Raw genomic sequence first — 16,351 nt, forward strand, 5'->3', positions numbered from 1 at the left:
ACTCACCGCTTGGTTATTCACCTACTGAAATTGTCCGATAGATTTCGTGGTATTCGTAGTGGTTGTCGACAGCGACAAATGCAATCGTATACTCCCCCGCTTGCTCGAAAGTATGCGTCATTTTTTCTGTGCCCAGTGCAAACGGCACGTCACTACCAAATTGCCAATAGCGCGCAATGATCTCACCATCCGGGTCGTAGGAAGCCGACGAGTCAAAATCACATGTTAATCCATTGCACTGGTAATTAAACTGAGCCACGGGTGGACGTAGGCCATCGAGCTCCAGGTGCGCTGTTTTTATATCCCGATAACCATGGCTATCTTCAACCTGCAAAGTTAACAGGTAGTTCCCCGCAGAAAAATACTCTATTTCAACCTGCTGACCGTGATAGATACCAAAAAAACGCTCGCCTTCAAACGTCCAACGATACGTCAGTCCTTCCCTGTCATCCTGACTCAATGCGCCATTAAAACCACAAATACCATAATCACACTGGGAGGTGAAATCAGCCACCGGCGCTGCATTGGCAGCATCCGCTGAATTGTCGATGGTAAGGAATTTGGCATATTTGGTGCCCCACTGACCAGAGCTATCCTGTGCACGTAGCGTGAGGGTATATTTCCCATTGCGCCAGCGGCTTGTATCAAGCATGTAATCAATGGTCTCGCGTGCAGTGTCGAAAAGGCCATCGGCAGCTGGCAAAAGAATTCGCCGCTTAAAGTGTCTGCCTTTCTTCTTAATAGTCAGCTCCACTTTTTTAATCGCTTGGCTTGGCGGTGCCTCACCGACCAAAGAAGGACCAAAATGGTCATCCGCTATAATCGCCTTGATCTGTACAGGCGCCCCCGCAGGTATGGCTTCACGGCCTGCACCTTGTAACCTGAGATCGACAATTTGCGGCCCTCCCGGCAGTTTGTAAGGGCGATTCGCGACTTTTGCTGCATATATCAGTGCATCCAGATTATTCGGGAATATTTCTCCTTCAAAGTTGGTGCAACTTTCAAAGAAGGTGTTACCCAGCTCAAAAGTAAAGGCCGCCACACCAAGTTGGCCATAGGCATAACCATCTGCAGACCCGCCTGTTTTAAAGCGCTCTTTGGTCTGAAATGCCAGATAATTATTGTAGGCTGCCAGTCTGTGCCCCATCATGGACAGTTGCGGGTCATTTGGGCTTGGAGTGAGTTCACTCGACCACGGCCACATGACATAACGACTGAAGCTATGTAAATCGAGAAACACGCCCTGAGTATTCAAAGGCGCGGGGTCGGTGAGCTGATCGCCCCGTCTGTCACGGAACAGGGAGTGAAGATATGCCTGAATTGCTTGTGTTTCCGGCTCAGAAGCGGCACTGGGGCCATGAAAAGTCGCCGCACATTGATCATCCGTTGACCCACCAATAGGCGATGCCCAGGCAAAATCGAAATTACGATTAAGATCGACTCCACGCATACTCTCATCAATGGCGCAATAAGCAGAATTGGTATTTTTTCGCCAAGACACTCCTTGTTCAGCCTGAATCCGACCGTCCGGGTTCGCTATTAACAGAATATGGATCTCTCGCTGGTTCAGTATCCAATTCACATCGGCATTCGTTTCGCGGTTCTCAAGCAAATACTTAGCAAACTTGATTGTTGTTGCACCCGGAGTATATTCCCTGGCATGCAGGGCGCCCTGCATATATAAAGCAGGGCGTTTACGCCACTTATTTTTCTTTTTGTTTTTTAAAATCAACACAGTCAGGTCATGCCCACCCAGCCCCTGGCTTTTTTCCCAGGATGGACCTATCTGTTTTAGCTCAACAAAATCGGGGGAAGTGTCTGCAAGTTGCTGAGCCATTTGATGGGTTTCTGCCAGCGTGGGATAGCAAGGAAAGTTAGGAATGCCGGATTCCTGCTCTATACTGACAGAACGCGTATGTGTGTTGGGCGAAACATGGCTCTGAGTTGCCCTATCTGGACGGGAAAAAATCAACGCCCCCGCATTACGTAACGTATCAAATTCAGTCTGACTTAACGTCAGCAGCAAATACCGCTCCCGAACCTCAATCATGGCATCGTGATATTGGGCAAGATAGTCTGCTTTTTGCTCATCGCTGGTAAACGCCAGCTGATAAATAGAGTGTGATTGGTTTGATGGCAAATATGCAGATGAATGATCGGCTTCAGCTCCCTTGTGAGCGGCGGTCATTGTACTGACCGTACTCAACAGGAGCAGACCTGATAGGCTTTTTTTCATAGTGTTTCCTTCTCATTGTTGAAAATTGTTCCAGTTCTTCAGCTCTATTCTGTCTCTCGATGTTATTCAGTTTCAAAAATAGAGACTGTGAATTAAACATAATCACATCAACCTATGAAAAAGGTCATTATTTACGCTTTTATTACTACTCCATTTGACAACCAGAGCAACATTGGCTCGCCTCTTCCCCTGGATAAGTCTTAATTTAAAAGAAAATAATAAGCGCCTGACAGGTAGTTTGAGCAGGGCTGCTTTAGCTTAGGCTATACGTCAAGCAGACTCAATGTCGCCGATAATTGGCGTTATTGCTGGGTTTTAGGAAATCGTATTACGAACCTCGCACCTTGTTCTTTGTGCTCATAATGTATGTTGCCCTTTAAAACTTGCGCAACAGAGTTATAGGCAATATTCAAGCCTAAACCCAGTTTTCCTTGTCCAAGCTGACTCGTATAAAAAGGGTCAAACATTTGTTGCTGGTCAACTTCACTGATCCCCACACCATTGTCTTCGTACACCACCATCACGTTTTCACCCTCATCCTTTACTTCGATCGTGATCTTTCCGAAGGGCTGATCCATAAACCCATGAGCACAGGAATTATTTACCAATTGAGAGATAACTTTGAGCAAAGCTTCAGGATAAGACACAGCCTGACAAGGCGATCCGTAAACATCCAGCGTGATGCTCTGATCAAGACTTTGCCCTATCAAAGTTCCCCGTTGCTTAAGATAATCAAGTACGTCAAAATTTACTGCATCACCGGTATCCAAAGACGCTGCAACCATTTTAAACCGAGAGATGAGTTCGGCTGCCCGGCTGGCGTTTTTTGCTGTCATCGAAAGCATCTCTGACGCATCGTCCAGAAACCCCTTTAACTGTTTGGCACTGAGCTTTTGATCATTGAGCAATGTACTGATGTCTTTGAGTTTATCTTCCAGACAGGACGCCGAGGTAACCACCAAACCAAGTGGCGTGTTTAATTGGTGGGCCATGCCAGAAACCAGCGTAGTCATTGCTGACATCTTCTCGGACTCCAAAAGCTGCTTTTGCGTGGCTTTAAGGTTGCCCAACGTTTCTGTTAACGCCTGATTCTTTGTTCTGATCCTGCGCATAAAATACAAACTCAGGCAGACTATGATACATGCCGAAATCAGCACTAAGATAAGCTGGTCTCTTGCTGCCTGAGTATGAAGCTGGTAGAGAGTGTTTTCTTGCGTTAACTTAGCAATATCCCGCTCTTTCATCGCCAGATTCATTTGAGCGGCATAAAATGCCACGCCTGTTTCGGCCTGACGTTGTAAAAAGTCGAATTTACTTTGCATGTATAAATCAGATGCGCTCAGGGCATTTTTCCAGTCCTGTAACTGGTTATAGTAATCAACCAATAATTGATAGGCTTCCACTTTTTCCTGAAACCGCTCGTGTTGGCTGCTTAATGAAATCACTTCGTGGATCAAAGGCTCGATCTCGCGATGGCCTTGCTGAAGCTTGAGTCTGATCAACTCTATCTGAGGAGCTATGCTGTCCGCTACAGCGTTGCTCTGCTTACGCAGCGCCACTGCGGATACCAAATGCTGCTCTGCCAACTCAATATTGCCCAATGCCAGGTAAGTTCTGCCTAAATTGTGGTGTGACCAGGAGCTATGATACGTAAGCTCATTCTCCTCCCTTAAGCTCAGGCTGTTCATATGGAATACTAAGGCTTTTTGGTAGTCCTTGAGACCAAAATAAGCCTCACCAAGGTTATTTAACCCAACCCCCATCTGCTGAGGTAATTCTCTCTCCCTGGCATCCTCGTAAAACCGTTCGAAATATACCTTCGCATCCTCATATCGACCGAGTTTTAAATAGACATTACCTATGTTGTTTTCGGTTTGGCGCAGATATAGCTCAGTGTCCATCAAGCCAGCCAATCGGTAGCTTTCGAGATAATTCTCCAATGCTCTTTCGTACATACTCATACGTGTTAATGCACCGGCTGTAAGACTGTAGTAACTAAATAATATCGTCGGATCTGAGATTTCTTTACTCATCCTTTTGCAAACTGACAGAGTCACAATAGCCTCTTCAATATCATCCGTCTGGATCTGAAACCAGGCTTTGCCATAAAGAAGTCGGATTTTCTGTCTTATCGATAATTTCTCGCCATGCTCGGTAAGTATGTCATCCGTCACACTGATTGCCTTTAGCGGTGACTGAGCAGATGTGGTGCGGATTTGTGCCCTCAATTTTTCAAACTCTGCTTCAGTATATGGCGTTGCCAGCACGATGCCGGATACCAATACCCACACCCACATTGCACGACGTAAATACATAAAGCCTCAGCCCTCAAAACCCGTTTTACATTCAAAGCATAGCAGCAAAACTTACCAAAGCACTGGGAATAGCTCGTCAAGAACCACCCGCCCTACCAGAAATTGATTGTTTTAAAAGCCGGGTTGTTTGTTTTAAAATGTAAAACCCCGTTTTTTCCGGGCTGATTCGTGATTAGAATGGGGACTATCAATGACACAAACCTGTAAGGGACAACAATGAATACTGTAAGACTCTCCGTGCTGGCGTTGGCTTGCTCAGCATTGCTGGCATGCTCCACCGAGACCACTGACTCTGAAAATGTAAAAACGGAGGCCATCTGGTCTAAAATCTACGTGACAACACAAGGGGAAACGTCCCGTGTCATTGCTGAATTAAACATTGATGGCCCAAATGGCAACAATATTAGGCTCACGTCAAATGACAAGTTGGTCGCAAAAGCCGCAAATACAAGTCAGGTTATGGTTGAAGATGAAGAGCTATTCGACGTAGATTATCGCGCTATTTTTGATGTTACGACAGGTGGTACAAAATTCACGGTCGACTTTACCAGAGCGTCGGAAAACCAAACCCTGACATCAAGCATGCAATTGCCGCAGCCGTTTAATATTATCACGCCGCAAAAAAATCAATCATTCTCGGTCACTGACACAGTGACGCTTTCATGGACACCGGGTACAGAAGACGATACCGAACTTGAAAGTAAGTTATCTATTGAATGTAAGAGAAATGATGGCGACCCCGTCTTTATTTACGTCAGTAATGACCAACTTGCAGATGACGGTAGCCTCTCCATTGACCTGGATGCCATAGAAGAACTGAAAAATACCTCGATCAATACCCGCCAGGAATGCAGTGCTGATTTTTATCTTGCCCGCACTCGCAGAGGCAGTGTCGATCCCAACTATGCCAGTGGCAGTTCAGCAAAAGCGGTTCAGGAGCGCTACTCTGATAAGTTTGAGATCCGCTTAAGGAATTAATACGCAACTGACGTTATTCATGAGCTCGAACACCGAGCATCAGAACGTATATCAGCCGTAACAACCAAGTAGGCTTAGCTCAGATTTCATCTAAGTGGTCTGAGGTGCTGAACTGGATTTTTATTCGCAAACACGGCAAACTGCTGGTTTTAAGATGATTGCAGTGTGCCTATGCGTTTTGCGTTCTTGTTCGTCCTTTTGTATCTCCTTGTGCCATTTTGTGGTCACACTGCCAGCATCAGATTCGTTGCAGAAGACTTGCCTCCCTATCACTTTCTCGATGTCAACGACAAGCCTACAGGGGCTCTGGTAGAGATAGCGCAACAGCTGCTGAGCGAAACAGGATTAGACGGCAGCATAGAAATCATGCCTATGGCACGGGCGCTCCATGAAATGAGAGAACACAATAATACGCTCATGCTCTCCTGGCTCAAAACTCCGGAACGCGCCACGCAGTACCGCTTTTTGGGTGTTATGTGTCACGCACAGGCCTATTTGATCGGTCTGAAAGAAAGAAGGTTTTCACTACACGACCTAAACAGTGCCCGACAGCATAGGGTAAGTACCATTCGCGGCTACTACAGTGAAAGATTCTTGCGCGCCGCGGGATATTCAGAAGAGCATGAGTTAGTCTTGGTCTCTCATTATCAGACACTCTGGCAAATGCTGTTTAAGGGCCGCACCGACTTGGTGTTAACGAATGCACAAACCATCAGCAAGGAACTCAGCGCACTGGGATTGCCAGTAGAGAAGGTAGAACGCAAATTAGCTGTACCAGCCTTTCCTTCAGAACTACACCTGGCAACCCGGCTGGATTTTGATCAAACACAAGCCGAGCTATTGAAGTCAGCTCTCGCTAAGCTCAAAGACTCGGGAAAATATCAACAGATCCTGACGCACTGGCAACTTAACTAGCGCCGTGGGTATTGAAAACCAAGCATTTTAGACTGCTGTCGTCGTCAATATCCGGAAACTCAGGCGGGTTTGGCAACCGGGATTCAAATTGCATTTGCGGCGCTTCTCTTGCCATTTCATCTATCAGAAACTGAGCACTCACTTCCGGAGAGTTGACACAGGCAAGTACAACGCCCTGTTCAGTCAACAGTTCTCCCAAACGCCTCAGAATACGTTGATAATCCTTGGTCAGTGCAAAACTTCCCTTCTGAAAGCTGGGAGGGTCAATCACTATCATGTCGTAGGGCCCTAGCTTTTTAACTTTACCCCAGGACTTAAACAGCTCATGGCCCAAAAAAGACACCTTGCTTAAGTCGTGGTCATTGAGCTGATGATTTACTTTACCCTGCTTTAACGCGGCTTTTGACATGTCGAGATTCACAACGTGCTCAGCGCCCCCAGCGATGGCTGCAACGGAAAAGCCACAGGTATAAGAAAACAAATTGAGTATACGTTTACCGGCTGCATGCTTATGCACCCACTGGCGGCCCAGGCGCATATCCAGAAACAAGCCCATATTTTGCTTAGCACCCAAAGAAAGACCAAATTTCAGGCCACTCTCGTTTACAACAGGCCGTGCTTGCAACTCACCATAGATGATATCAACAGGTGAACCGCTGGCATAACGGTGTTGCAACAATATCGCTTGTGTTTTCTCGCTCCACTCGGGGTTATTCATCAAATCACACAGGCCGGCTTTAAGCGCCTCCACCCATTGGGGATCATGCTCTTTAAACAAGGAAACCTGAAGCTGTCCCTGCAGCCAGTCGACGGTAAGATGTTCAAGTCCCGGATAACATCGACCCCGGCCATGGAACAGGCGTTGAATTTCACTGGGTAATCTGGGTAGTTCAGAAAGGTGGTTTAATAGAGTTGATAGTGGCGTAGCAGTCATTTAATTTGGGCGCTTTTCAATATTGGCCTCTATTGTACTTAGGTTTTTCAGTCCGATGCAAATAACCGGGGGAGCGTTTTTGCTCCCCCGGTAACTGTAGAAAAGAAATCAGAATCTCAGGCTAAGCCCGGCTGAAATCTCGCTAATCGCATTTTCACTTAAATTGTAGTAGCTGTAGCTGAGGTTAATTGCCGTGTTTTCAAAGACATCATAGCCTAATGTAACTCCCCCATAAGCACTGGTCCCTTCTTTTTCGTACTGACGCAAATGCTTGCCGTCGCGAGTACTGTCTATCTGATATTTCCAGTCAAATGCTCCTAAAAACAGCTCTGCGCTAAAGCTATCACGGCGCCATAACTCGTAGCCGGTTTGCAGTGCAAAGCCTTCAGGAAGTACCGGCGTAGCCCGCGCAACAAGCTCATGAAGTGTTTCAGGTGTCAGCGACTGACCACTCAGAGACAAGCGTCCCTGACCGAGGTCAATAAAGCGTAAGCCAACCTGCCATTTTGGCATGAGCTCATAAAAAGCCCCTGCTGACCAAGACTCACTGCTGTCATCCACTGCCCCCACAGTTAAGCCACCTACAGATGACGGCACCTGATAATCAGCCTCCGCCTGGCCCACGGTTGCCTGCACCCGCCATTGCTCCGCCAATACTGGGTTAGCCAGTAAACAGCTGGTAGTTAATAGCGTATATGCTGGTAGTTTGCTGTTGCGACGGCGCAAAATTAATGCCGACATCATGATCACTAATAGTCCTCCTAAACCACCCGAAGATGAATTTTCCACACTCACAGTCTGATAAGCTGATACTGTTATTTTAACTATACCCTGGCTGGTCGCGCCTTTACTATCTCTGACCTGGTAGACAATCACATCCTCACCAGAGAAGCCAACTTTTGGCACATAGGTGAGGGTGCCATCGATGTTCACCGTTGCCTGACCATGTGTCGCGGCAGCGCTTACCAGGAAGAGTTCATCCCCTTCCGCGTCGGTGTCATTAGCAAGTACATCAAGCACCAGTGTCGTCTGGTCGTTTGTCGAGGCTACATCCAGTGTCGTCTTAGGCGCACTATTTACAGTTAAATTGACAATTGCCTGACTGTTTGACGTTCCGCCCTGTCCATCTGAAATACTATATTCAATGGTCGCAACACCGACAAAAGTTGCAGGTGGTATATAAACCAGCTTATTGTCTTCAATACGTACGGTACCAAAGTCAACTGAAGCTCCGGTAATCATCAATGGATTACCATCGGCATCAGTGTCATTTTCCAGTACATCTATAACTATCTGTTGCCCCGATGCAACGGTGACCTCATCAGCGACAGCCACAGGTAAGGCATTGTCTGTTCTGGGAACTGCAATACCACCTGGGTCAACGACACTGCGGTTAGCAATGCCATCGTCGTCGTTAGGACCACCATCAACGATTTGTAACTGCACACACCAGTCGCCTTCTGTAATGCCATCGGTCCATTCACTGCTACCTGGAGGCGGACAATACCCGGGTTCACCTTTGGCAGACAATATGGCGTTGCCATCGGCGACCACAAAATCAACCCAGCTGCCGTTTTTGAACTTACGGTACACTGCATTGGCAGGAACTGGTCTGCGCTGCGGGATTACAATCGTATAAGTATCACCTGCCTGTGGTAGGCCAGTTGCAATAAAGTCAAACAGACCACCGATGTTTATCGCATTGTCATCACCTGGCAGTTCACTTTCGAGCAACTGAACACCGCCCGTTGAGTTTTGCGCTACCGTTGCACCTTTGCGCAGGCAAACGCCCGGTTCACCTTCAACCAGGAACTGAGCCGATTCAGCAGCTTGTTCCTGCATCACGTTACACTCAGTGATGGCATCCTGGAAGTCAGGTATACCATCGTCATCCGAGTCGATGTAACCTTCCTCGTCATCTGGGATTAAATCGCCATCGGTATCTACCTGAGTCAGAGCCTGTAGTTCAGCAACCACCTCGAGGTAGATATCTCTTCTGGAAGAAAGACTAGGCTGGGCATCATCGGTTGCGGTCACCGTCAACTGGTATATACCCTCTGCTAGCTCAGACGTGCTAAATACAAACGTATTTTCCTCTGCGCTCTGATCCGTCAATGAATTATCAACGGCATTCCAGGTTAAGGTCACGTTATCCTGCGGATTCGCATCTCTGGCTGTTGCCGTCACCGTGACCAGCTCATCATTGATAGTCAGCAGTGAACGGGCTTCACCAGCCTGAGTCACTCTAACGGAGACTTTAGGTGCCACATTTTCTTCAACAATGGTCACCGTAGTGGATGATTTTGCCCCTCGGTTCAACGAATCGGCCAATGTGATGACGATATTCTCGTTACCCTCAATGACGCCATCGCCAAACACATTAAAGTTAATTGGAGCTGAGGTGCCAGATTCAATCACTACTTGACCAGCCACTAAATCATGGTCTGCAGCATCGGCAGTCCCGGAAACCGTATATGGAATGGTCACCGGATAACTGGGCGCAGGGCCATTCAAGAATACATTGACCGTATGGCTTTGCTCTTCCGCGACTTCACTGTTTTTCTCCAGCGAAACAAGCGGATTAACAAATACATTTTGCGTCGCGATTGACTGTAGCCCTTGACTATCTGTCGCCTGCCAGTATACGAAGTGCGTGCCCGGGGCAAACAAGGTAGAGCCATCCACCAAAGACACAGCTAATGTATTACCATTCCCGTCTACTGCGGTTGCCGTGCCCAGAGGTACCTTAGTAAATAACCCTGTTGCATTAGCAGTCACGTCATCAGGTACAGTAATAACAGGCAAAGCCGTCACCGGTGCTGAATTGATCCTGACCTGAGCCGTTGCCTTACTGCGCGCCTTCTGGCTGTCCTCTATCAGGTAGTCGATGACAATTAAGCCCTGGGTATCCGCCTGGGCGACGTAAGACAGCGTGCCATTAACAATAGACACAGTACCTACCGAATCTTTGGCGCCAACAAGCTTCAACACATCGCCTGCGTCAGCATCAGTGTCGTTTGCTAACACATCAAGAATGTAAGTATTGTTGGCCTGCGGTTCAAAAGTAAAACTGTCATTCACTGCCAGCGGTAGATCATTGACTGAATTGATGGTGATCTTCACTTCACCGGCTGTCGAATCCAGGCTGCCATCATTGGCAACGTAGCTGAAGCTGTCCAGACCATTAAAGTTACCAAACGGCGTATAAGTGAACGTATTCCCCTGCAACACCAGTAACCCATTTACTGGCTGACGCTCAATGGCAACCGTGACATTATCACCATCTTCGTCCGAGGTATCTGCCACAAAACTGGTTGTGCCATCCTCGTTAACCACCACGTCCATATTGTTCGCAATCGGTTGGTTGTTAACGAACTGAACTTCAATGTCGAACGCATTCAGGGAAGTCTGTGTAACGCCGTCACTCACACTGATCACTATATCGCTGTAAACACCCTCGTCATCTCTGGCTGGCGTACCCGATAATGTACCCGTTGCGGTATCAAACTGCGCCCAGACAGGCTGATTAGTAATGGCGAACGTCAAAGCGTCTCCATCTGTATCAGAAGCTTGCGGAGTAAAGCTATATTCAGTGTTATGTACCACAGAGGTATCAGGCGTACCAGTAATCACAGGCGCATCATTTACAGCATTAACCGTTAACGTCACAGTTGCGGTATTTGAGTCAAGCGCACCGTCATTTGCCATAAAGCTGAAACTATCTGAGCCATTAAAATCTGCATTTGGCGTATACAACCAGGTTGTATCAGACTGCTGTTGTAGTGAGCCTGACGACACCCCAGAAACTATGCTGTAAGTAAGCACATCCGCGTCTGGATCTGTGCCACTCAGCGTAACGAGTAGCGTATCGTCTTCGTTGAGTGATAATACCTGCCCTTCTACAACTGGCGCGTCGTTTATCGGTGTGACACTCAACGTAACGGTGGCCTCATTTGATACCGCGCCGGCCTGATCTCTCACCGTGTAGGTGAAGCTGTCATTACCGAAGTAGTTTGTATTGGCGGTATAAATTATAGTGCCCTGTGCTGTCACGGTTGTTTGGCCATTCTGAGCCGCACTCACAACGGTGACACTACTCAAGTCGAAGCTGTCTCCTTCATCCACATCAAAGTCATTACCCAGCACGTTAACTTCAAACGACCCTTCTTCTTGCAGTTCAACACTATTGTCGACCGCTACCGGGGCGTCATTCACAGGTGTTAATGTGACTGTGACTGTCGCAGGTAACGAAGCAAGCCCTTCGCTGTCAGTTAATGTGTAGGTAAAGCTGAAGGTGCCCGTTTCGTCTTGCTTAGGCGCAATCTCCAAGGTGCCATCGGCCAAGATGGTGACGTCGGCTTTGGCATAGCTACCCGCCCCACTACCTTGATCTTCCAGCGTGACATTGGCACCGTTAAAGCCCTGATCTTCTACATCCGAATCGTTGGCCAGGATATCCAGAACAACAGTGACGTCTTCATCTGTTGTTACTGAATCGTCACCGACCACAGGACGGTCATTGATAGCGCCAATATTGACAGTAATATTGGCTGAAGCCGAGGCCAGCCCTTCACTGTCTGAGATGGTATAGGTGAAGGTCTCTTCACCCACCTCATTGGTGTTTGGTGTATAGACTAAAGTACCGGCTTCTTGATCCAACGTGACCAAACCCAGACTCGGTGTACTGGTCAGTATCAGCTCCCCAGTTGGGACACCATCTTCAATGTCCGTCGCAGCTGCGCGCACAGCCAATGCCGCTGACGGGGTATCTTCGTCAGTGCTGATGGTTAAGTTTGCTGCAACCGGGGCATCATTCACAGGCGTAATAGTCACAACTACCGTTGCCTGCTCCGACGTATTGAGTGCGGTATCCGCAACAGTATATGTAAAGCTATCCTGACCATTCTCGTTACTGGCTGGCGTGTAAGTCGCTATACCATTAACAATAGACACAGACCCTTTGGTGGGTTCAGTCACGACAACAGCCGAAGCTGCGTTCATATTCCCTTCTGGGTCACTGTCATTGTCCAGCAGGGCTATTTGTACCGCTGTATCTTCATTTGTCGTTGCACTGTCATCTACCGCTGTCGGCGCATCCTCAACCGGGTTAATTGTTAACGACACAGTATGCGTTGCGGAGGCTGCATTTTGTGCATCGGTTACCTGGAAGGTAAAGCTGTCGCTGGTGCTTTCCGAGCCATCATGCTGATAATTAAAGCTACCGTCAGCGTTCAAGGTCAGCACACCATGCTGCGGCTGAGAAAGCGCACTCACAGACAGGCTGTCGCCGCTATCTAAATCGTCATCATTGGCGTTGCTGAGTAAGCCTAACGTGGTCGTGACGGTCAACAGCTGTCCTTCATCAAGTCCAAAGCTATAGTCTTGAGCCGTCGGCGCATCATTTGTATTAATAACCTCAATATCAAAGGCACTGAGTGACTGCTGTGCGCTGCCGTCTGAAACCGTAATCACGATTTGCGTGTCGGTACCCACATCTGCGTCGCTCGGCGTACCCGAAAGCGTACCCGTTGAGGTATTAAAGCTTGCCCAGCTGGGTAGATTGCTGACAGAGAAGACCAGCACATCACCTGCATCCACATCTGATACGGTCGGTGTAAAGCTATAGCTGGCGTCTTCATTCACACTGGTCGCCGGTGTGCCACTGATTTCTGGTGCATCATTGGTATTAACAACCGTGAGCGAGAACGCAGTCAGAGAAGTCGAGGTCGTGCCGTCACTCACCGAGATCACAATGTCGCTTGTAGTACCCACATCGCTGTTGCTCGGTGTGCCTGACAAGGTTCCCGTTTGCGCATCAAAGCTTGCCCATGTTGGCTGATTTGCAATACTGAAGGTTAAGCTGTCTCCGTCAATATCTGATGCAACAGGCGTAAAGCTGTACGCCGCGTCTTCATTTACAGATGTTTCAGGTGTACCGGAAATAACAGGTGCATCATTGACATTCACAACCGTAATTGCAAATGCATCCAGACTCGCCGTTTGCGTACCATCAGTAACACTGACCACTATCCCCTGGTAAGTTCCTACGTCACTGTTGGCAGGAGTGCCAGTTATCGCGCCCGTTGAGGTAGAGAAACTTGCCCAGGATGGCAGGTTAGTGACACTAAAGGTTAAGGTGTCGTTACTATCAACATCTGACGCACTGGGAACAAAGCTATATCCAGTGTCTTCGTTCACGCTGGTCGCAGGCGTGCCAGATATGACGGGGGCATCATTGGTATTGGTAACGGTTAACGAGAAGGCAGCCAATGAGACTGTTTCTGTACCATCACTGACGCTTATCACGATATCCGAGAATGTACCTACATTATCATTCGTTGGGGTGCCCGAAAGCGTGCCTGTTTGCGTATCAAAGCTTGCCCAGCCAGGTTGATTCGCAATGCTAAAGGTCAAGCTATCACCCGCATCCACATCGCTGGCTGTCGGTGTAAAGCTGTATGCAGCGTCCTCACTAACACTGGTCGCTGGTGTGCCTGATATTGTAGGTGCATCGTTGGTATTCACCACTGTGATATCAAATGCCGTCAGACTCACAGTTTCGGTGCCGTCCGTTGCACTGATCACAACCCCCTGATATACGCCAACATCGTCGTTGGTCGGCGTACCTGTTAATGCTCCTGTTGAAGTGTCAAAGCTAGCCCACGATGGTAGATTCTGAACGCTAAAGGTCAGCGTATCCGCATCCGCATCCGTTGCGGTTGGGGTAAAGCTGTAGGCGCTGTCTTCGTTAACCTCAGTTGCAGGTGTACCAGAGAGTACTGGTGCATCATTCACTGCGGTTACCGTCATTGTCACTGTCGCTTCGTTCGACACTGCGCCGGCGGCATCTGCTACCGTGTAGGTGAAGGTATCTTCACCGGAGAAGTTAGTGTTAGGTGTATAAATAATTGCACCAGCTGCCGTAACTTGGGTCTGACCACTGCTGGGGGCCTGAACTACAGTAACGCTGGATGCATCAAAGCTATCGTTTTCGTCTACATCGGTGTCATTACCCAATACGTTGACTTCAAACGAGCCCTCTTCCATGAGTTGTGCAACGTTATCGGCAGCAACGGGCGCATCATTGACTGGCGTTAGCGTCACTGTCACTGTGGCTGCATCTGAACTGAGCCCTTCGCTGTCGGTCAGAGTGTAAGTAAAGCTAAAGGAGCCTGTCTCATCTTGTTTCGGTGCTATCTGCAATGTACCGTCTGTCTGTATGCTCACATCTGCTTTGGCATAGCTACCTGCACCGCTCCCCTGGTCTTCCAGAGTGACATTAGCGCCATTGAACCCTTGGTCTTCGACATCCGAGTCGTTGGCAAGTATGTCAAGCGTCACGCTGACATCTTCATTGGTGGTCACGCTGTCATCAGCAACAACAGGACGGTCGTTCACGGCACCTATATTCACCGTAACTGAGCCTGATTCAGAGGTACTTCCTTCGCTGTCAGTAACTGTATAAGTAAAGGTATCCGTGCCCGTCTCGTTTGCATTTGGCGTGTACACCAAAGTACCTGCTTCCTGATCTACGGCGACACTGCCTTTTGAAGGTTGCGTAGCAACGGCAATATCACCCGAAGGCGTACCATCCTCAACATCACTGGCACCAGCACGTACGGCTATTGCGTCGCTGGCATTGTCTTCGTCTATTGAGACAGTGAAGTTCTGAACTGTAGGTTGGTCATTAACGGCCGTGATAGTCACTGTCACAGTTGCTTCAGCGGATGAATTAAGTGCCGCATCTTTAACCGTATAAGTGAAGGTATCCTGGCCCGTTTCATTGGCATTTGGTGTATAAGTTACAACACCATTCACAATGGTTACAGACCCTTTGCCAGGTTGTGTTGCGATAGCAGCTGAAGCCTCGACCAAATCATTTTCCGGATCGCTATCATTGGTAAGCAAATCGAAAATAACCGCGGTATCTTCATTTGTGGTTGCTGAGTCATCTACCACAGTCGGCGCATCCGCAACCGGTGTGATAGTCAATGTAACCGTTTGGGTTGCAGACGTTGCATTGTTACTGTCGGTGACTTGGTAAGTAAAGCTATCGCTGTGGTTTTCACTGCCATCATGCTGATAGCTAAAGCTGCCATCTGTGTTCAACGTCAACTGGCCGTATTGTGGCTGGCTTACGGCACTCGCCGTTAAGGTGTCCCCGCTATCTGTGTCATCATCCGTAGCAGTGCTTAACAAACCATTAGCCGCAGTGACTGTCAGTGTTGCTTCTTCGTCTAACGTGAAGGTAAAGGCCTGTCCAACCGGTGCATCATTGGTATTTACCACCTCAATACTGAATGCTGTCAGCGTTGCCTGATCAGTGCCATCGGACACTGAAATTTGAATATTTGCATGTGTGCCAACATCACCATCCGTGGGCGTACCGGTAAGGGCGCCCGTCGTCGTGCTGAACTCAGCCCAGTCTGGCTTGTTCACAATGCTATAAGTGTGTGTATCTCCATCATCCGAGTCGGTTAGTGTCGGAGTAAAGCTATAAGCCTCATCTTCGTTTACTGTGGTAGCAGGTGTACCCGATAGCACCGGAGCAACATTATACTGCTTAGTCACTGTGGCAGTGACACCTTCAGCGGCATTACCCGCTTCATCAGAGACTGTCACGGTCAGTGTCAAAGTTCCCTCATCCAGGGTACTCACATCAACGCCTGTCAGCTGCTGACTGCTCGAAGTAATTGTTGTAGCACTATTGCTTGATACGGTATTGGTGCCATCGCTGACTTGATAGGTAAATGTGCCAGACCCTTCTAAGCCAGATAGGGTAAAGCTAAGTGCCGACTCATTGTCTCGGTTGATCAGTGTTTGGTCGATAGCGACGGATTGGCCTGATGGCGTAACATTATCAAGTGTAATACTTTGCGTTGCTGCACTCGATGTATTGCCTGCGGTATCCGCTTGCGTCGCCGATACAGTGAGCGTGCCATTGTTCAGCCCGCTGACATCCAGCTCACTGCC

6 protein-coding genes are annotated in these 16,351 nt (G+C 48.3%); 2 read left to right on the forward strand and 4 right to left on the reverse strand.

Features of this window, described 5'->3' with window-relative positions; genetic code table 11:
* Positions 1-13: 13 nt before the first annotated feature.
* Together CWB99_RS19570 and CWB99_RS19575 are read right to left on the reverse strand one after the other, a co-directional pair.
* Positions 14-2,236 carry a M14 family zinc carboxypeptidase gene (locus tag CWB99_RS19570; protein ID WP_138552699.1) on the reverse strand — a complete coding sequence of 741 codons (2,223 nt, stop codon included), beginning with the start codon at positions 2,234-2,236 and terminating at the stop codon, positions 14-16.
* A gap of 302 nt (positions 2,237-2,538) precedes the next feature.
* Positions 2,539-4,551, reverse strand: a complete 2,013-nt coding sequence (locus CWB99_RS19575; RefSeq protein ID WP_138552698.1) for an ATP-binding protein — start codon at positions 4,549-4,551, stop codon at positions 2,539-2,541.
* A gap of 216 nt (positions 4,552-4,767) precedes the next feature.
* On the opposite strand from CWB99_RS19575, the gene CWB99_RS19580 reads away from it, so the two are divergent.
* Together CWB99_RS19580 and CWB99_RS19585 are read left to right on the forward strand one after the other, a co-directional pair.
* Entirely contained in the window at positions 4,768-5,529 is a 762-nt protein-coding gene (locus CWB99_RS19580) for a hypothetical protein (protein ID WP_138552697.1), read from the forward strand.
* 171 nt (positions 5,530-5,700) lie between these two features.
* Entirely contained in the window at positions 5,701-6,444 is a 744-nt protein-coding gene (locus CWB99_RS19585) for a substrate-binding periplasmic protein (RefSeq protein ID WP_138552696.1), read from the forward strand.
* Here CWB99_RS19585 and CWB99_RS19590 read toward each other — a convergent pair.
* Both CWB99_RS19590 and CWB99_RS19595 read right to left on the reverse strand, forming a co-directional pair.
* A complete protein-coding gene (locus CWB99_RS19590; protein WP_138552695.1) occupies positions 6,437-7,378 on the reverse strand; it encodes a class I SAM-dependent methyltransferase in 942 nt (313 codons plus the stop codon). The two genes, CWB99_RS19585 and CWB99_RS19590, sit on opposite strands and share 8 nt — an antisense overlap.
* A 108-nt stretch (positions 7,379-7,486) precedes the next feature.
* On the reverse strand, positions 7,487-16,351 hold an 8,865-nt coding region (locus CWB99_RS19595; RefSeq protein WP_138686218.1), incomplete at its 5' end, for an Ig-like domain-containing protein.

Source organism: Pseudoalteromonas rubra, from assembly GCF_005887095.1.
Lineage (GTDB): Bacteria > Pseudomonadota > Gammaproteobacteria > Enterobacterales > Alteromonadaceae > Pseudoalteromonas > Pseudoalteromonas rubra_E.